General features: G+C 52.5%; 16 protein-coding genes. 10 read left to right on the forward strand and 6 right to left on the reverse strand.

Annotated elements, in window-relative coordinates; translation table 11 throughout:
* Both JNJ77_21555 and JNJ77_21560 read left to right on the forward strand, forming a co-directional pair.
* On the forward strand, positions 1–922 hold a 922-nt coding region (locus JNJ77_21555; GenBank protein MBL8825188.1), incomplete at its 5' end, for a recombinase zinc beta ribbon domain-containing protein.
* Positions 919–1,332, forward strand: a complete 414-nt coding sequence (locus JNJ77_21560) for a hypothetical protein (GenBank protein MBL8825189.1) — start codon at positions 919–921, stop codon at positions 1,330–1,332. The genes JNJ77_21555 and JNJ77_21560, both read left to right, overlap by 4 nt.
* On the opposite strand, the gene JNJ77_21565 is transcribed toward JNJ77_21560, so the two are convergent.
* Positions 1,291–5,109, reverse strand: a complete 3,819-nt coding sequence (locus JNJ77_21565; protein ID MBL8825190.1) for a protein kinase — start codon at positions 5,107–5,109, stop codon at positions 1,291–1,293. The genes JNJ77_21560 and JNJ77_21565 overlap by 42 nt on opposite strands.
* A gap of 161 nt (positions 5,110–5,270) precedes the next feature.
* Between JNJ77_21565 and JNJ77_21570 the strand changes: the two genes are divergently transcribed.
* From JNJ77_21570 to JNJ77_21590, 5 genes are all read left to right on the forward strand, one after another.
* Positions 5,271–5,846, forward strand: a complete 576-nt coding sequence (locus JNJ77_21570; protein ID MBL8825191.1) for a winged helix-turn-helix domain-containing protein — start codon at positions 5,271–5,273, stop codon at positions 5,844–5,846.
* A 268-nt stretch (positions 5,847–6,114) separates the two neighbouring features.
* A complete protein-coding gene (locus JNJ77_21575; protein ID MBL8825192.1) occupies positions 6,115–6,522 on the forward strand; it encodes a hypothetical protein in 408 nt (135 codons plus the stop codon).
* Between the two features lie 6 nt (positions 6,523–6,528).
* Positions 6,529–6,930 carry a DUF202 domain-containing protein gene (locus tag JNJ77_21580; protein ID MBL8825193.1) on the forward strand — a complete coding sequence of 134 codons (402 nt, stop codon included), beginning with the start codon at positions 6,529–6,531 and terminating at the stop codon, positions 6,928–6,930.
* Positions 6,931–6,959: 29 nt separating this feature from the next.
* Complete coding sequence (locus JNJ77_21585; protein MBL8825194.1) at positions 6,960–8,126, forward strand: 3-keto-5-aminohexanoate cleavage protein; 1,167 nt, start codon at positions 6,960–6,962, stop codon at positions 8,124–8,126.
* A gap of 93 nt (positions 8,127–8,219) precedes the next feature.
* Positions 8,220–8,336 (forward strand): hypothetical protein, encoded by a 117-nt coding sequence (locus tag JNJ77_21590; GenBank protein MBL8825195.1) that lies wholly within the window; start codon positions 8,220–8,222, stop codon positions 8,334–8,336.
* Between the two features lie 71 nt (positions 8,337–8,407).
* Here the strand turns inward: JNJ77_21590 and JNJ77_21595 are convergent, their stop codons facing one another.
* From JNJ77_21595 to JNJ77_21610, 4 genes are all read right to left on the reverse strand, one after another.
* On the reverse strand, positions 8,408–11,578 hold the full coding sequence (locus tag JNJ77_21595) for a serine/threonine protein kinase (GenBank protein MBL8825196.1): 3,171 nt from the start codon (positions 11,576–11,578) through the stop codon (positions 8,408–8,410).
* 54 nt (positions 11,579–11,632) lie between these two features.
* Complete coding sequence (locus JNJ77_21600) at positions 11,633–13,147, reverse strand: tetratricopeptide repeat protein (protein MBL8825197.1); 1,515 nt, start codon at positions 13,145–13,147, stop codon at positions 11,633–11,635.
* Positions 13,032–14,540: a hypothetical protein gene (locus JNJ77_21605; protein MBL8825198.1), complete on the reverse strand. Its 1,509-nt coding sequence runs from the start codon at positions 14,538–14,540 to the stop codon at positions 13,032–13,034. The genes JNJ77_21600 and JNJ77_21605 overlap by 116 nt, the downstream gene beginning before the upstream one ends.
* 207 nt (positions 14,541–14,747) lie before the next feature.
* Positions 14,748–15,506, reverse strand: coding sequence for a sigma-70 family RNA polymerase sigma factor (locus tag JNJ77_21610; protein ID MBL8825199.1), 759 nt, complete (start codon positions 15,504–15,506; stop codon positions 14,748–14,750).
* Positions 15,507–15,697: 191 nt separating this feature from the next.
* Here JNJ77_21610 and JNJ77_21615 point away from each other — a divergent pair, with 191 nt between their 5' ends.
* Positions 15,698–15,934 (forward strand): hypothetical protein, encoded by a 237-nt coding sequence (locus JNJ77_21615; protein ID MBL8825200.1) that lies wholly within the window; start codon positions 15,698–15,700, stop codon positions 15,932–15,934.
* Positions 15,935–17,179: 1,245 nt separating this feature from the next.
* Here JNJ77_21615 and JNJ77_21620 read toward each other — a convergent pair.
* Positions 17,180–17,365 carry a DUF1990 family protein gene (locus tag JNJ77_21620; GenBank protein ID MBL8825201.1) on the reverse strand — a complete coding sequence of 62 codons (186 nt, stop codon included), beginning with the start codon at positions 17,363–17,365 and terminating at the stop codon, positions 17,180–17,182.
* 112 nt (positions 17,366–17,477) lie between these two features.
* Here JNJ77_21620 and JNJ77_21625 point away from each other — a divergent pair, with 112 nt between their 5' ends.
* Both JNJ77_21625 and JNJ77_21630 read left to right on the forward strand, forming a co-directional pair.
* On the forward strand, positions 17,478–17,669 hold the full coding sequence (locus tag JNJ77_21625) for a winged helix-turn-helix domain-containing protein (protein MBL8825202.1): 192 nt from the start codon (positions 17,478–17,480) through the stop codon (positions 17,667–17,669).
* A gap of 137 nt (positions 17,670–17,806) precedes the next feature.
* Positions 17,807–18,092: hypothetical protein (locus JNJ77_21630; GenBank protein MBL8825203.1), on the forward strand; the 286-nt coding region annotated here is incomplete at its 3' end.

Here is an 18,092-nt window from a genome sequence, read left to right on the forward strand (position 1 = left end):
GCGTGGCTGGCGGAACAAGCTGTACACCACCCGCAAAGGTATTGCCAAAGGTGGCATGGAGTTCACCCGCACCAGCTTATGGAACCTGCTCACCAATCCACTGTACTTCGGTCAGGTAAGACACAAAGACAACGTCTATGCTGGCGAACACGAAGCCATCATTGATGAGGTGCTCTGGCAGCGGGTGCAGAATCAACTGGAACGCAACGGCATCCATGGTGGCCGTGAAATCAAGAATCGCCACGGGTCGATATTGAAGGGTTTGCTGCGATGCGTCCCCTGCGGATGTGCCATGACACCATCGTACTGCTGTAAGAACGGTAAAGTGCAGTATCGCTATTACACCTGCACCAAGGCCCAGAAGCAGGGCTGGGAGAAGTGTTCTTCCAAGAGTGTGCCCGCAGGCCAGATGGAACAGTTCGTCCTGGAACGGATCCAGGGCATTGGCAGCGATCCTTCCCTGCAGGCTGAAGTGCTTGCCATCATTCACCAGCACCATGAAGAGCATCGGCAAACCCTGAAGTCCGAACAAGCTCTGCTGGAACGAGAACTCAAACGATGGCAGCAGGAAGCACGCAACCTGGTGGGCCAGATTAAGGCAGGTGAAGTGAATACCCTCGTAACCAGCCGATTGGCCGAAGTGCAGGAACGCATCGCCCACGAAACGCCACAGTTGGCCCAGATTCGCGATGAACTGGAACGATTGGCCGACTGGTCGATAACGTCAGAATCCGTGGCCACGGTGCTAGGTAGATTTGATGATCTCTGGAAAGCCATGAATATCGTTGAGAAGCAGAAGCTCCTGCAATTGCTAATTGACCGCATTGATTACGATGGTAAGGTGGGCCAGGTCACCATTCACTTCCATCCGACTGGCCTCGAATCCCTGCTGACCGAAACTCTCACGGAGAACGCTGCATGATTGCCAAGACCTGGAATGTATCTTTTGAGACGCACCGCAAGGGTCAGCGGGTGATGACTACCCGCAAGCAATCCCCTGCTCTGCCGGATGGTCGCATACCTCGCATCTCGCGGTTGATGGCATTGGCCCACCATCTGGAACGGTTAGTGGTAACTGGTGTAGTGAAGGACTATGCAGAATTGGCACGGCTGGGACATGTTAGCCGTGCTCGCATCAGTCAGATCATGAACCTGCTGCTGCTGGCACCGGATATTCAGGAGGCAATCCTATTCCTCCCCAAGACCACCAGTGGCCATGATCCGATTAAGCTCAGGCATCTGCAGCCGATTTGTCTGGAGATGGATTGGGGGAGCCAGAGGGAGAGGTGGTTATTTCTTGCTTGTAGCCTCAACAACTGCTTCAGCCAATAGCCAGTTCTGGTGGTAGAGAGCTGCCGGGAGGTTGCGTTCTCTGCAACACTCTTCGATCTGCTTGAGACGCCAGCGACGGGTGTCTTCGTACTTGGGAATGAACTCATCAGGGTATTTGGCTTTCATTTCGTTGTACATGGGGAGGAGTTCTTTTTCGACATCAAGAGGTTGGAGGCCACCGGTGTCGTCGATCTTATGGCTGGCGTAGACCTGGGCAAGTTTCAGGAGGTCGGCGGTGGGACGAGTATCGGCAGAAAGGGCCCACACCCGTGCTGTCTGATCAGTTGAAGCTGTGACGACAGAGCGGCCATCGCTGCTGAAACTCGCTGATCTTAATTCATTTGGATGCATCAAAGGAGGAGTAAGGGGTTGACCGCTGACTGCATCCCACACACGCACTGTCTTATCCTGTGAAGCTGTAACGATACGGCGACCATCGCTGCTGAAACTCACTGACACAACTGCGGCTGTATGAGTTAAGGGAGGCGTGAGGGGTTGACCGCTGGTGGCATCCCACACACGCGCTGTCTTATCCTGTGAAGCTGTAACGATACGGCGACCATCACTGCTGAAACTCACTGACACAACTGCGGCTGTATGAGTTAAGGGAGGCGTGAGGGGTTGCCCGTTGGTGGCATCCCACACACGAGCTGTCTTATCCTGTGAAGCTGTAACGATACGGCGACCATCGGGACTGAAACTTGCAGAATTTACATTAAGTTGATGCGTCAAGGGTGGTGTGAGAGGTCTTCCGTTGGCTGCATTCCAAACCCGTGCTGTCCAATCTAAAGAGGTAATAATAACAACGCGACCATCGGAGTTGAAACTTGTTGATAGTACTGAGCCTTTATGCGTCATGGACGGTGTTATAGGTTGTCCACTGGCTGCATCCCACACCCGTATTGTCTTATCAATAGAGGTGGTAATGACACGGCGGCCATCGGAACTGAAATTTGCTGATTGTACCGAGTCTTCATGCGTCAAAGGCGGTGTTAGAGGTTGTCCACTGGCTGCATCCCACACCCGTGCTGTTTTATCACGAGACGCGGTTACGACACGATGGCTATCAGGACTGAAACCCGCTGACATGACCAAGTCTTGATGCGGCAAGGGCGGTGTTAGAGGTTGTCCGCTTGCTGCATCCCACACCCGTGCCGTTTTATCACGAGACGCGGTTACGACTCGATGGCTGTCAGGACTGAAACCCGCTGACATGACCAAGTCTTGATGCGGCAAGGGCTGTGTTAGAGGTTGTCCGCTTGCTGTATCCCACACCCGTACTGTCTTATCAAAAGAGGTGGTAATTACACGGCGGCTATCGGAACTGAAACTTGCTAATCGTACCGAGCCTTCATGCATTAAGGGCGGTGTGAGTGGTTGTCCGTTGGTTGCATCCCACACCCGTGCCGTTTTATCCCGAGAAGCGGTTACGACACGACGGCTATCAGGGCTGAAACCCGCAGACATTACCGAGCCTTTATGCGTCAAGGGTGATGTGAGTGGCTGACCGTTGGCTGAATCCCAGACCCGCGCCGTTCCATCTACTGAAGCAGTGACCACACAACGGCCATCGGAACTGAAACTTGCTGACAGTACCGAGTCTTGATGCGTCAAGGGCGGTGTGAGTGGTTGTCCGCTTGCTGCATCCCACACCCGTGCCGTTCCATCTACAGAAGTTGTGACGACACGACGGCCATCGGGGCAGAAACTCGCTGAGGTTACCAATCCTTTATGCGTTATGGGCGGAGTGAGAGGTTTACCTATGGCTATATCCCACACCTGTGCCGACCTATCTTTAGCAGAAGCGGTGAGAACACGACGGCCATCGGGACTGAAACTTGTGGTTGTCCACAGCACATAGTGATGCATCAAGGGCGGTGTTAGAGGTTGCCCACTGGCTGCATCCCAAACCCGTGCGGCTGGTCCCCACGCCCGTACTGCTACCTCCTCCATCCGTGCTCCAATGTCCATTGAAACAGTAACGACACGGAGGCCATCGGAACTGAAATTTGCTGACACTACCGAGTCTTTATGCGTCAAGGTCGGTGTTAGAGGTTGTCCGCTAGCTGCATCCCAAACCCGCGCAGTTTTATCCTCAGAAGCGGTAACAACACGACGGCCATCGGGACTGAAACTTGCTGAATTTACCCGACCTTGATGTGTTAAGGGCGGAGTAAGAGGCTGACCAGTAGTAACATTCCACACCCGTGCAGTCTTATCCTCAGATGCAGTAACGACACGGCGGCCATCAGGACTGAAACTTGCAGTAAATACTGAACTTTGATGCGTTAACATCTGTGAACAGTAAATTTGATTTAACTCTCCGCGGCGATGGTTGCCTAGTCTTTCCAGGGTGATACTTTTGAGCTCCGGCTGATCCGTAAGAATCTTCAACGGATGCGTAAACCACAGTAATCCCGTGAAGCGATCTCCCGTCTCTATATTCCGAAATCCTTCGCGGCTAGCATGTAAGACGACCAGTCGCTCCGCACGCTGTTTTTCCCTGAGAGATTCTTCAGCATTTTTTGAAGCAGTCTTCGCGTTCATTTCAGCTTTCTTCTCGTTTTCGGTTGCAGTTCTGGCATACTCCTTTGCCGTTATTGCATTCTCATCCGCCCGTTCTTTTTCCTTGAGCGCCCACCACGAGAGGCCGCTCGACAGTACCGTCGCTGCCACCAACACCGCTGCAATACCCACAGTCAGCCCCGCCACCACTGGATTCCTCTTGCACCAACGCCAGCCTCGTTCCAAACTTCCCACCGGCCTTGCCAAAATCGGCTCGCCTTTCAAATACCGTCTCAAATCAGCAGCCAACTCTGCACAACTGGCATAACGCCGGGCTGGTTCCTTCGCCATCGCTTTCAGGCAAATTGTTTCCAGATCAAGCGGAATGCGATCATTGATTTTGCGAGGCGACTTGGCTTCCTCGTGCAACACCTGATCCATCAGCATGCGGACGTTGCCACGGAATGGCAGCTCACCCGTCAGCAGTTCATAGAAGATTACGCCAAGCGAATACTCATCTGTGCGGCCATCAACTTCATGCCCTTCGCCTCTAGCCTGTTCGGGACTCATATAAGCAGGGGTGCCGAGGATTTGACCCTCCATAGTCATCGTTATCTCACCCGCATCACGTTTTGCCAAACCGAAGTCCATCAAAAATAACTTCTGAGTTCTGTGTCCTGAATGCTGAGTATCAGACGGTTGCTCAGGACTTTTTGCAAGCATGATATTGCTGGGCTTCACATCACGGTGAATGACGCCTTGAGTGTGCGCATAGTGAAGTGCATCCGCCAGTTCGGCAATCCACTGGGCAGCCTGCCGGAAGGTTGGCTCGTGAGCTGTGAGCCAGTCAGCTAGAGTAACACCATCGACAAAATCTGAAACGAGATAAGGCTGATCGTTTTGCGCACCCACTTCATGCACTGTAACAATACTTGGATGACGTAGTTGTGCAGCACTGCGGGCTTCGCGGAGAAAACGATCAATGCCAGCCTTGGATGGGGGCATGTTGCTTGCACGCGGCACCTTCAATGCAACCGTGCGATGCAAGTCGCTATCAACGGCTTTGTAAACGGTGCCGAACGCTCCCATGCCAACTTGTTGTTGTACCGCGAAACGGCCGAACAACTGGCCATGCTCAGCAGGCTTGAATTCAACTGTGGTTTTTGCATTGGTCAAATGGAAACTGGATCCACACGAAGGGCAAAGTACTTCGCCTTCAGGCAGTTCGACCACTTCTATCGGATTGCGGCAATGGGGACAGTTCAGGTGCATGCCTGATTCTAATGATGAGTCGTAGTGATTCAACAAGAAACTTGCCGTTCCCACACGACGAAATCTTCCACATTCCTGATTCCCTTTCCCCCGTCATGCTCTAACTGTCATCCTGCGTAGCCAGCATCATGGTGATGGGGCACGCACCAGGAGACAGAGACATGGCGAATAAGAGGCTGAAGGTTGGGGCAACCAGCGAAGCAAAACTGCCTGAAACGAAGGTCAAGGGAGAGAAAAAGCCGAAGTGGCAGGCGAAGACTGGTGGTTCCAAAAGCAAGAAGGCAACCGTTGAAACACCAGAGATTGTGGTCGAAACCGAGCAACTGCTGCAACCTGAGCCAACGGACGCCGCGACTGTGGCAACTAATTCAGACACCGGCAACGTGGAGCCAGCGACGGAAAACGTGGCGGCAACTGCTCATGAAGAATCTGATGTATCAGCACCCAACTTCGATGAACCAGCCATCAAGAAGCCCCGCAAACTCAAGGTCAAAGCCGACGCACCACCCAAGAAGCTCAGCATGAAGGCAGCAGCGCTACAGGTGCTACAAGTTCGCAAGGTCGCCATGACCTGCCCGGAGTTGATTGATGTGATGGCGATCGAAGGATTGTGGGTTTCTCCAGGTGGCAAGACTCCGTCGAACACTCTGTATGCTGCCATCAGCCGGATCATCAAGGAACAGGGGAAGGACTCGGCGATCAGGAAGGCGGAGAGGGGGAAGTTTGAGGCGGTGTAGTGGAGCTGGCGGAATGCGAATGACCCCGGCTGGGTGGCTGGGGTTGTTTTGCGTTGACACCAGGCACTCCCACTCATTGTCAGTAGCTCCCGTGACTTTACCAGACAATATGACGCTACTTGGACGCACGAAATAGGCGAGATTGAACTAAAGATTTCTTTTGACTTGGCCAACGTCTCTAGGCTAACCTCTGAACCAAACTACCTAATAGCTATTATTGGGATCCATAACTCCTTCATACGAAGTTTGGACTGAAAGCAACCAGTTAATGGAAGAGCTGTTCTCACGTGGTTGGCAAGAATTACTCGCACGGGATAGCGGGCCGCTGCATTTACGGCTCATTTTGCAGCCCGTGGTCGCCACCTTCTTTGCCATACGCTCTGGAATCAAGGATGCCAGGAAAGCCCGCCCTGTGTTCTTCTGGACACTGGTCGGCGATCCGATGCAGCGGCACATGCTGGCAAAAGAGCTATGGAAAGACGTGGGAAAGCTCTTTCTGGTTGCTGTCATCCTTGATGTGATTTACGAGATCATCGTTCTTCGCTGGATCTATCCGATTCAAACAATCATTGTGGCTTTAGCGCTGGCGATCGTACCCTATTTAGTCGTTCGCGGGCTCACCAATCGAATTGCGAGTTACCTTCACCCGGTCTCACCTCGCCAAGATCAGGAGTGATGTAAGATGACTCAGGACAAGGTTGATAATCCTGGAGCAGCGCCAGATCAAATGACCCTGGCTTTGGAACGCACCTACCTGGCTCACGAACGAACCATGATGGCGTGGACGCGAACCGCCACCTCGCTCATCACCTTCGGCTTCACGCTCTACAAGTTCTTCGAGTACCTGAATGAACGTGGCGATTTGGCCAAGAGTTCGCAACTCTTCGGCGCGAGGACGTTCGGCTTGATTATGATCGGCATCGGCGTCTTGACGTTGACTATTGCTGCAACGCAGCATCGGATCCAGATGCGACGGCTGACAGCACATTATCCGAATGCTCCGTTTTCACTCTTGTTCTTGCTGTCAGGCTTGATCGCCTTTCTGGGTATACTTGGCTTGATTGCAAGCATCGTACACCCGTAACCAACCTGTTCCTTGAAATGGAGATTGCCATGTACTTCACAGACGACTCGCTGCTGCCTGAGAACATGCCGCCGCTGATGATCACGGCCGCGCCTTATGGCCCGGTGTGGATGCCGGAGGATTGCACCCCCGAACAGAAGCTGCCCGTCACGTGGGACGAGCAGGTCCAGGCGGCGGTGGACTGCTACAACGCCGGGGCGACGCTCCTGCATATCCACGTCCGCGACCCCGAGACGGGGCATATCTCGAAGAACTTCCAGCACTACAACGACCAGGTCGCGCGGTTGCGGAAGGCCGTTCCGAAGATGATCCTCCAGCTGGGCGGATCGATCTCGTTCGCCCCGAACCCGGGCGAGGAGGCGCACGCCGCGAACTACGACACCCGGCACAAACTCTGCGCCGTCACGCCCGCGCCGGACCAGATCACAGTCATGTGTGGTTCCACGCTCTACGACCAGACAGCGATTCACCCCCTGGACACCTTCGAGGGGACGCGGTTCACCAACCCGGCGATGATCCACGCCATGGCCAACCTGGTCATGGACGCCACGCCGGACTTCTACCTGGAGAACATCAAGCGTTGCGTCGCGAACGGCATCCAGCCCTACTTCGCTCTGCCCCACATTCATGGCCTGGAACTGGTCGAAAGGCTGATCCGCCGGGGCTACTACATGGGCCCGGTAAATGGCTTCTTCAGCACCGGCGCTGCCGGCGTGTGCGGTGTTAATCCGTTCGACCTGATGGAACTGGTGCGTCGTACCCCGCATGGGTCATGCTTCACTTACCAGAGCACCTTCAGACTAACTTATCCTATCTCGATGATGATGATCGCCCTGGGGCAGCACACCCGAGCAGGCATTGAGGACAACCTGTGGGATAACAAGAAGGGTGTGCGCGCAACGACGATGCAGATGATCGAGAAGCAGATCGCTATGGCGAAGCTGGTCGGGCGTTCCATTGCCACACCGGAGCAGGCACGGCAGATGCTGAAGATCGGCGTGACCTACAAGAGCACCGAGGAAACCCTCTCCAACATCGGCCTGCCGCCTAACCGCGAGAAAGGCAACATGGGCTTCCTGGTACACAAGACCGACGGTTGCATCCACCCGGCTGCGCAAGGTGGCTGCGGTCATATCCATGCCGGCGAATGGGAGGAGGAGGCTTCACGATTGAGATCACCTGTTACGGAGAAATAGTAGCTGATGGAACGTACACACCCATGCGCAAGGTGGCCATGACCTGCCCAGAGTTGATCGATGTGATGGCGACGGAAGGCTTGTGGGTTTCGCCTGGGTGGTAAGACGCCAGCCAACACTCTGTATGCTGCCATCAGCCGGATCATCAAGGAACAGGGGAAGGACTCGGCGTTCAGGAAGGCGGAGAGGGGGAGGTTTGAGGGGAGGTGACAAAGGTATACCACGTCTTGAGTTGAATACCAGAAGACGGACGAGTATCAATCTCGCCCGTCTCTTCACAATCACTTCTTGTCTGGAGCTGGCTTGGGCAACTTCTCTCTCTCCGCCTGCCACTTCTTCACTTCGTCGGGCTTGTTGGTTTCGGTGTAGAACTGGATGAGGCGGTCGAGAGCTTCGGCAATACGGGTCTGCATCGTAGTTCGCAGCGACTTATTCTGCGCGAGCCGGGCGGCGTCAGCCCCCGGAGCATCCTGCGGAAGACGTGCCACCATTTCCTCGTAACCCTTAATCAGCAGCGGCTCCGCTTCGGCGTATTTCTTTTGAAGAAGAAGTACTCGGCCTAGCATGGATTGCGTGTTGAACGTTATCCAGTTATCGGGTTCAATCTTTTGGCGGATAGCCAGGCTTTCGCGAATCATTGGTTCGGCGTCGCGATATTGACCACACTCTTGCAAATCTTGGGCAATATTGATCAGCAGTCCGGCAAGCGATGAATCGTTTCCAGGATATAATCGGCGATTGAGAGCCACTAGCTCACGCAAGACGACTGCTGCTTTCTCGCCTTGCTTCGCCAGACAGTACGTTTTTCCCAGGTTACCCATGGCGTTTAAGGTGTCAGGATGGCCCTCTCCGAGCTTAGTTTTTCGCAGCTTTACTGCTTGCTCAAGAATGAGCAGGGCCTGCTCGAACTTTCGGGCAGCTTTAAATCCTTCAGACAAGTGAACCATGCTGGTGATCGTATTGGGATGATTCGCTCCAAGTTTCAATTTCATCATGTTGTATGTCTGTTCATACAGAGGCATGGCATGATCCAGCTTGCCGGCAACCTTATAGCTGGTAGCCAGGTTTCCCATGCATCGCAGTGTATCAGGGTGGTCGGCACCCAGTTTGGCTTTGAACTGCTTCAAGGCCTGATCCTGAAGGGTAATCGCTTGTTCCAGTTTGCCGGTTTCCCGATAGCAGAGTGCCAGATTGTTCATGGTTCTGAGGGTATCCGGGTGATCAGCACCAAGCGTGTTAGTCTGTGCCTGCAATGCCTTTTCAAAAAGAGGCTCGGCTAGAGCGAATTTACCCATTGCACGATACCCCTCGGCCATCTGATGCATGCTTTCAGTGACTTCAGCATGATTTTCCCCGAGTTTGACAGTCCGGAATTTCAGCGTTTGCTTGTATAGCGATAACGCCTTTTCAAGTTTGCCTGCCTGCTGATACGCTGTTGCCAGACGTGTAGCGCTTCGGAGAGTGTCAGGATGATCGTCACCAAGCTTGGCTGTTCTTACTTTGAAAACGTGTTCGATGAGTGGTATGGCCAAGTCGAGTTTGCCTGCATTCATGTAATATCTTGCCAGACTGCTCATGCTGCCCAGTGTATGAGGATGATCGAGGCCTAGTTTAGCTTTCTCTACTTGGAGTATTATCTCGCCAAGTTTTACCGCCTGGTCCAGTTTGCCAGCTGCTGAATAGCAGACAGCCAAACTGTTCTGGGCCATGAGTGTTTTTTCGTGATCTTCTCCAGCTTCGCTTTTAAACAGGGCAACACTGCGTTCCAGATGAGGGATGCCTTTGGCGGGCTCACCAATTCCCCGATAATTCAAACCGACCATCCAGCGTAGATCGGCTTCAATATGGGGAACAAGGTCACGTCTCTTGTCGAGCTTGCTAGCGGCACGATCAAGCAGTTGTTGTAAAGTGGTATTTTTGTTTAGGGGTTCGATTGCAGGATCACCAAACCGTATTTGTCCTTCGATACTCGTTAATGCCAGAAAGTCATCTCTCACAAACTCCGCGATGGCGTTGGCAGAATTTCTTTCTCTGATGGCTTTCTGGCGAGCAGTTTCCTTCTCGTCCCGTTCCCGTAATGTTTCTATTCGCAGTTCAGCTTCAGCCTGGCGGGCCAATTCTTTTTGCCTCGATTCTTTAATGGCAAGATCTGCCTGTTTTTTGGCTTCAATGAGTCCCCACGTCGTTCCAGCTATCCCCGCTACCAGTGCGAAAAACACCAGAATGGCCGCAATTACTGTTCCCCGATTCCTTTCAATAAACTTCTTCAACAGATACCGCGCACTCGGTGGTCGCGCTTCCACCGGTTCATCTGCCAGATACCGCTGGATATCTCTCGCCAGCCCGTTCGCCGTTTCATACCTCCGATCCCGTTGCTTCTCCAGGCATTTCATTACTACCCAGTCGAGTTCACCCCGCAGGAGTGCGGTGAGCTTACCCGGCTCGATGTGCCGTACCGCGGCCAGCGAGGGAAGTGCTTCATCCGTCGACAGTTTGGTACTAGGCTTGCTCGGTTCCTCTTCGCGAATAATGCGGATGACTTCATCCAGCGCCGCCTGCTTCAATCGCTTGCTGTCAAACGGACGAAGCCCGGTAAGGAGTTCGTAAAGAATGACACCCAGTGAATAGATATCGGCTCGCGTGTCCACATCCTGATTGGAAAAGCCTGCCTGCTCCGGGCTCATATACTCCAGCGTGCCGATCACTGCCCCGAATTGCGTGGACATGCTTTCGTCGGTCAGCTTGCCACCGGTGGCCTTGGCCACACCAAAATCGATCACCTTGGGTATTGGCTTGCCATCGATCATCGTCACCAGGATGTTGCTCGGCTTCAGATCACGATGCACGATGCCTTTCTGGTGGGCATGCTGCACTGCCTGGCAGATGGGCACGAAGAGTTCAAGACGCTCTTGAATGCTCAGCTTCGCTTCGTCGCAGAACTTGTTGAGTGGTAGCCCGTTCACCAATTCCATGACGAAGAAAGGTTGTCTCTGTTCGGTAATGCCACCATCCAGCACCTTGGCGATGTTGGGATGATCCATCATCGCTAATGCCTGGCGTTCCTGTTCGAAACGCTGTACGACAGACTTGGAATCCATGCCGGCTTTGATGAGCTTCAGTGCCACCTTGCGTTTGACGGGTTCCCATTGCTTGGCGACCCAGACTTCGCCCATGCCCCCTTCGCCGAGTTTTTGCTCGAGAGTGTAGCGACCGGCAATGACGTTGCTGGGCTCCAGTTCGGGCGAGGTATAGCTGGCAGTGGCCTGAAAACCGGTGGTTGCATCAATCGTAAAAGACGGATCGGAAAAGGGCGATGAGCCTGCATCGGCTTGCAACAAAGCTTCTACCCGTGCACGCAACTCAGGCTTACCTTCACAGGCACGATCCAGCAGAGCTGAACGCTCCGATACTGGCGTTTTTCGGGCTAATTCAAACAGCGTTTCTTCGGTCATGGTATGCCTCCCACTCCACTAGCGAGAATAGGGGCAGGGCAGCGTCAATGAAAGTTATTTTTTCTCAGGCAGCTTAGGATATTTCTCCCGCTCAGCCTGCCACTTCTTCACTTCATCGGGCTTGTTGGTTTCGGTATAGAACTGGATGAGGCGGTCGAGGGCTTCGGGGAGACGAGTGGTCGCCTGTGGCGGGATGGTTTTCTCACGGGCTTTCATGCCTTCGTAGCCCTTCAGTAGCAGCGGTTCGGTCTCGGCATACTTTTTCTGGCCCAGCAGCGCTACGCCGAGTATGGCCTGTGTATTAAACGTGCTCCAAATGTTCGGTTCCTTTTTCTCGCGGATAGCCAAACACTCGCGTAGCATCTCTTCTGCGGCAGTGAACTGGTCACACTTGAGCAGATCGAGCGAAACCTTAGCGAGCAACCCTGCGAATTGGGGATCTTCCTGGGGACCTCGTTTTCTTCGGGCAGCAACGAACTCCTTAAAAATCAGTGCCGCTTTCTCTCCCTGTTTGGCTGCAGAGTATGCAGCCCCCATGCTGCCCATGGCGTCCAGTGTATCGGGATGATCACCTCCAAGCTTGGACTTGCGAAGCTTCAGATTTTCCTCAGCGATCGGCAACGCCAGGTCCAGTTTGCCTGCGATCCGGTAACTGGCCGCCAGATTACCCATGCAATAAAGCGTGAGGGGGTGGTCAGCCCCAAGCCTGGCCTTAGAGAGCTTCAGGGTTTCCTCGTAGACTGGTAGGGCCAGGTCCAGCTTACCAGCAGATCGGTATCCCAATGCCAGGTTATTCATGCAGTTGAGTGTGTCGGGGTGATCGGTCCCCAGTTTGGCCTTGGAAAGCTTCAGAGTTTCCTCGTAGAGCGGCAGTGCCAGGTCCAGCTTTTCAGCAGCCTTGTAGCCCAGCGCCAGGTTGTTCATGCTGATGAGCGTGCTGGGGTCGTCGGGCCCTAGCTTGGCCTTGGTGAGCTTCAGGGTTTCCTCAAAGAGTGGTATGGCCTTATCCAGATATCCAGCGTCTTTGTAGCCCAGCGCCAGGTTGTTCATGCTGATAAGCGTGTCTGGGTGGTCGGCCCCCAATTTTGCTTTTTGAAACTTCAGTGTCTCCTCGTAAATCGCCAGTGCTTGCTCCAGCTTTCCGGCTGCATAGTAGGCTGCTGCCAGGTTATTCATGCTGATAAGCGTGTCGGGGTGGTCGGCAGCTAGGTTTGCTTGCGCAATGTTTTTTTTCCTGGCGAATACTTCAATAGCCAACTCTGCCTCGCCTAAGCCAATAAGAGATTCTCCAAGGATGTTTTGCATCTTGGCTACGGTTAACGGATCGCCAATGACGTTGCCATCCAATTGCGCGATCGCTTGTTTGAGATTCTCCTTTAAAGCGTTGCGCAACTCCGCCACGGTGTGAAAGTTCGCTTTGGGATCGAGATGAGTGAAAACCGAGCCCAAAATGTCATTGGCTTTTTCCAACTGAGTCAATCGATTCTGAGCTTTTTGCTTCTGATCCAATGCATCCGAAATCGTAGTCGATCGGTCCTGAGAACGTGCCATCTTCATCCAGAAACTCATGGGTCTCCGTTTCCAGGTTCATAATCCAAGAACCGAGCCCCGATTGATCCTGGATTGACAACAGCAGTTCATGTGTTTCCGTGTCGTAGTCTTCATTGAGCAGATCCGCCAGCAGCAGGTCTTCCAAATTCATAGAGATGTTTTCGAGATCATCCATCCAAGCTGGCGTCCCTTCGAGTTCCACAGTTATTTCCATATTCAAGGTATGCGTCGTTGCCGAGAACTCGCGATCCGTTGAACCAGAGAAACTATGGTACTGCAGCATTGGATCCGTACTAGTAGTGAAGGTTCTCCTCGTAGGAAGTAGTTCTGTCCCTGGTCCTTGGAGATTGGCATTGCGGGCACGTCCAATCACATAGTCTGACCAGGACTGAGATTTCTCAACTACGGACCGGATGTCCTTTGCATACAGAATGTCTTCTGGATCTTTTCCGTATTGTGGCAATATTTCCATGTTACGTGTGCAGTTGGACACGTTATCCGTCTGTAACGGTAATGTAGCGTTGGTCACGCCAAATGGTGGCATGTCAATCAGTCCAAAACTACCTACATGCAGAATACTATCACTCATTTGTTCCAAGAACGAATCTTGTTCGTAGTTGTTTAGCTGTACATAGAACTCAGCGATGTTTATACCGCCATCGCCATTGAGTTCATCCAACGACAAATCATACCCTCCTGACAAATAGTCATTCTGGGCACCACCATGAATCCAATCATGGCCGAACCCGCCGAACAATCGATCGTCTCCTGCATCGCCATAAAGGTGGTCATCTCCATTGTTGCCAAAGAGATGGTCATTATCCAAACCACCAAATAGCCAATCATCACCTGTCCATCCTATGAGGATGTCGGCACCTGAACTTCCTATAAGCCAGTCATCACCAGTACTGCCGTCTAAATAGTCGTTACCAGTTCCTCCATCGATGACATCACTGCCACCCATGCCCCAAACAGAGTCATTGCCTGCTTCGGCATATATGATATCGCGTTCATTCCCACCTACGATGACATCATCCCCCGCCCCACCGTAGATTTCATTTTCTCCACCCCCCGCCATGATCAAGTCACGATCAGAACCTCCCTGGATGAAATCATTTCCTGAACCGGTAATCACGATTGCAGGGGTATCCGTGAAATTGAGAAAGCTATTACTTCCACCGAATCCCTCAAAACGAATCCAGGCGGGTTTCTGATTGTGGATTTCATAATTCTTTGGCACACCCGTATCACCGGGGGTTAGACGAAGTTTCACGCCTCCGTCAACCAAATCTGTGACGACTACTTCATCGCGAAGTTGAGTGCCTTCAATGCGCAGGTAATACCCAATACTTGGGTTACCCACCTGAAAGACGTGAGCCGCCATGAGTTGGCGATCTTCCAACGATTCCAACACAGGCTTCCAGGTGCGATTCCGTTGGGTTAGGTTAGTCTTAAACATGGGAAACTCCTGCTGCCAATGCAGCGATTGAATGATTGTGGGTCACTGTGCCATCTTGTTCTGAGGTGGGACTGGTTTGTGACAAAGAAATCTGAAAAAGCATGCTGATTGAGTGTAATCAGACGCGCTTTCAACTTAATGCCGCCACTTCTCAGCAGATCACTGTTCCCATTTTTGTGCAATATTATCCAGAGTTGGCTTGCAGTATTTCAAAAGGTCTAAGTCTACCACTTCTTGATGAAGCTCTTCCACGGTTGGTTCATTGAGGGATTGAGTCACTTGCTCCAGTAGAATGTAGGCGAAGCGTTCCCGGGCACGATGCAGTATTTGGCGAACAGCCGGAGCGCTATACGTCTTTCCCAGTTTCCCTGTGAGTGATATTGCCGTTTCTTCAGAGCGCTCTTTCGGAAATTCTCGCCGATGAGCAAGTACCGTGAAATAGGGCTGGCCCTGGCTCGCCTCTTCTTCTTGGAGTTTTCGCCATGTCGTATTGAGTAATTCAGCTCTCCATTCAACCTGAAATGCCGCATCAGATTCTGATGTGGTAGTAAAAGGGGCCATCGGCTCCGGCAGTTCCGTCTTCCAACCTAAAGGCCTCCTTTTCTGTTTTTGATGCTGATCCGCCAGCAGGTGGAAGAGGACACCTTTGAGAAAATGCCGAAATCGCCCCTTCTCCGGCTTAGCACCTTGCATCCCGCCTTGGAGTAGCTTAATGGCAAACTCCTGATATAGCTCATCTGCCATATCTGGATTTCGGGTGCAACCTAGCAAATATCGCCGAACGGCTCCTCCATATCGGGCCAACAGCCGCTCCTGGGCTGAGCGAGCTGTATCGCCCCCCTCATCATGTGCCTGATGGAGGAGACTCCACCGGGTCACAATCATACTGAGCCGTTCTGAGTATTGGCTGGGTTCCATGCTTCTTCACAGGATAACAGCATCCTTTTGCTTCGCAAGCCAATCTGCCGTTCAGGCTCAATCAATCTAATGGCTTGAAGAAAATCTGTCGCATGTTGTCACAACCGCCTGTCGAGTCAGAACTAGAGTCACAAGCAAGCGACATCGAGGTGATGAAGCAAGCTTAAACCACTCTTCACAAGGAGAAAGTCATGAATAGCGTTCGTAGACTGCTGGCAACCGTTTCTGTTGTCATGTTCTTTGTTTTTGCCAGCACTGGTATTGCCTCCGATGACAAGAAAATCGGCAATTATAAAGCAACAACCAATGGTTCGATGCAGCCCTCCAGGTTCAGCGGAGTTCAATCGTCCCGCGGAGTGAATCCTTCCCAAGGTTCGCAAATGCAAAAAACAACCAAGGTCGGGCTAGCCTCGCATGCACCTCCCTAGGCCAAAACAGGTCAGATTTCTCCATCCACGCAGATGGATAAGAAAATACTTCCAAGTGGAGTCCCTGGAAAGAGGGAGTTTGCGAAAGGTGAGCCTACTCTATCCGCACCCGGTGGATTCAAGTTGCCTGCCCAGCAGGGCAACAAAGCCACAAAGATGCCGATTAACCGACAAGGTATAAAATTCAATTCAATTCCTTCGGGTCAGGGTAAACAACAGGGCTTTGCTGCTGGGGAACCCAATCCTTCGGCACCGGGCGGACTCAAACTTCCTAAGCAAGGCCATCACCCCAAGGGGTACCCTTCGAGCGACTGCTGGAATTGGAAATCCATCGGATGCGACTGGGGCCGCTACAACTGCTGGTACGATAACTGGCTTGGCAATTGCTACTATACGCCTCCTTACGACTTCTGCTACTATCCGGCATGGAAATACATATACCCCACACGAGTCTGCTATACCTCACCGGTATGCTGCACTCAGCCCGCTTGTTCGAACTGGGATAGATGGAATCAAACAGAAATCGTGACGGGCTCAACGGATGATTCTGTCGACACTGGTTTCCTGACCAGTTCCGTCACAAACCGCTAAACATCGTTTCCTGGTATTGTCTCGTAAGCAGCGTGCTGGATTCTTTCCGAGAGCTAAACATGTCACATGCACACCTCTTCGCCGGACCGGCACGCTTCGTTGACGTCCAGACTCTGTTGGCGTTCTTACATGGCTCGGTAGATGGTCCCAACGATAACGCAAAGTGGGGATCGGAGTTCGGCCAAGAGGCCGGACTGTCCAAAATGGACTATGACGCCGGGGGAATTGAGTATGTATTATCCGACATTGCCCAGCCAGTAAGAGCCCTCTTGTCCGACCATCCAGCCTCGGCGACTTGGGCGTGTGCAGATGCGCAAGCACATGTTGCAGTACTTGTATTCCCTCCCAATCGGTTGTGGCACCCGGAAAAGTGCTCCTTGCCATACTTAGGCTTGGTTGATGTGGACGATCCTGTCACCTAATCAGACATTGCACTAGATACGGACGGGTAACCTTTACTCAACTACTGATCCAACCTCAATCGATAATCAAAGTGGATCGAGAGTGTAACCCCGCAGATGCGAGAGACCGAAGTGGAGGGTGACTGATTTCCTGAAGCTGGGAAATTGCAAGCCTGTCGTTGGCGGGTAACAGTTCCTACAGCATTCTTCAATGCGGCCATCAGCTTCATCATGGAAGAGTCACGTGGCGTTCTCAACCGGCTTTCGTTGAGGTACCAGATTGAACAGCCTTGAGCATGGATGCTGCTGACTCTCGTGTAAATCTTTTTTGCGCTCGGCGTACCAATGGATAACCGAGCCGGATCAAGACATGGTTCGGTCGAGAGAAAGCCAGAATGTCATACCATACGCTGTTGTCGCCCCGGTTCCATTCGATCATAAAACTGACCTTTCCCCTAGAAACTGATCCAGTTTTTAAGAGATAAACAGAGAGTTTCTAATGGAGGAGAGCAAGATGAAGGGTAAAGCGCATAGCTGCGGCACTTCAGGTCTTGCAAGATCGCAAGGTAGCCATGACCTGTCCGGAGTTGATTGATGTGATGGCAACCGAAGGTCTCTGGTCATCGCCTGGTGGCAAGACACCCGCCAACACCCTCTACGCTGCTATCAGCCGTGACATCAAGGACAAGGGCAAAGCGTCGGCGTTCAGGAAGGCGGAGAGGGGGAGGTTTGAGGGGAAGTGACAGTGCCTAAGTGTTCTAGAGCGTAAGCAAGTTATCGGGTCGATTTCGTGCTCGATAATTCTGATAGGCGTCATTGCAAATTCAAACGGGATGAATTACAGTCGGTTCTTTGCTTATCCGTATGCAAGGTAACCGCCATGAAGAAGTATTGGATTTTGGTTAATCTAACTATAGGATTGGGTTGCGTCCAAGAATGCAATGCACAATACTCCATGGTGCAAATCAACACCAATTCCCTTGGACAGGATATTATTGGTGATGCTGCCAATGAACCATCATTTACCATCGACCCAACCAACCCGAACCGCATGGCTGTAGGGTGGCGGCAGTTCGACACCATTTCCAGTAACTTTCGACAAGCAGGAGTTGCCTACTCGACCAATGGCGGCGCGACGTGGGTATCAAGTGTTTTGACTCCGGGTC

The sequence above is a fragment of the Planctomycetia bacterium genome (assembly GCA_016795155.1).
Lineage (GTDB): Bacteria > Planctomycetota > Planctomycetia > Gemmatales > HRBIN36 > JAEUIE01.

Coding starts and splice junctions, on each gene's coding strand:
- JNJ77_21585 (MBL8825194.1), top strand. CDS start 6,960: ATGTACTTCACAGACGACTCGCTGCTGCCTGAGAACATGCCGCCGCTG.
- JNJ77_21575 (MBL8825192.1), top strand. CDS start 6,115: ATGGAAGAGCTGTTCTCACGTGGTTGGCAAGAATTACTCGCACGGGAT.
- JNJ77_21580 (MBL8825193.1), top strand. CDS start 6,529: ATGACTCAGGACAAGGTTGATAATCCTGGAGCAGCGCCAGATCAAATG.
- JNJ77_21595 (MBL8825196.1), bottom strand. CDS start 11,578: ATGACCGAAGAAACGCTGTTTGAATTAGCCCGAAAAACGCCAGTATCG.
- JNJ77_21560 (MBL8825189.1), top strand. CDS start 919: ATGATTGCCAAGACCTGGAATGTATCTTTTGAGACGCACCGCAAGGGT.
- JNJ77_21600 (MBL8825197.1), bottom strand. CDS start 13,147: ATGAGTTTCTGGATGAAGATGGCACGTTCTCAGGACCGATCGACTACG.
- JNJ77_21565 (MBL8825190.1), bottom strand. CDS start 5,109: ATGCACCTGAACTGTCCCCATTGCCGCAATCCGATAGAAGTGGTCGAA.
- JNJ77_21570 (MBL8825191.1), top strand. CDS start 5,271: ATGGCGAATAAGAGGCTGAAGGTTGGGGCAACCAGCGAAGCAAAACTG.
- JNJ77_21620 (MBL8825201.1), bottom strand. CDS start 17,365: ATGATCGAATGGAACCGGGGCGACAACAGCGTATGGTATGACATTCTG.
- JNJ77_21610 (MBL8825199.1), bottom strand. CDS start 15,506: ATGGAACCCAGCCAATACTCAGAACGGCTCAGTATGATTGTGACCCGG.
- JNJ77_21615 (MBL8825200.1), top strand. CDS start 15,698: ATGAATAGCGTTCGTAGACTGCTGGCAACCGTTTCTGTTGTCATGTTC.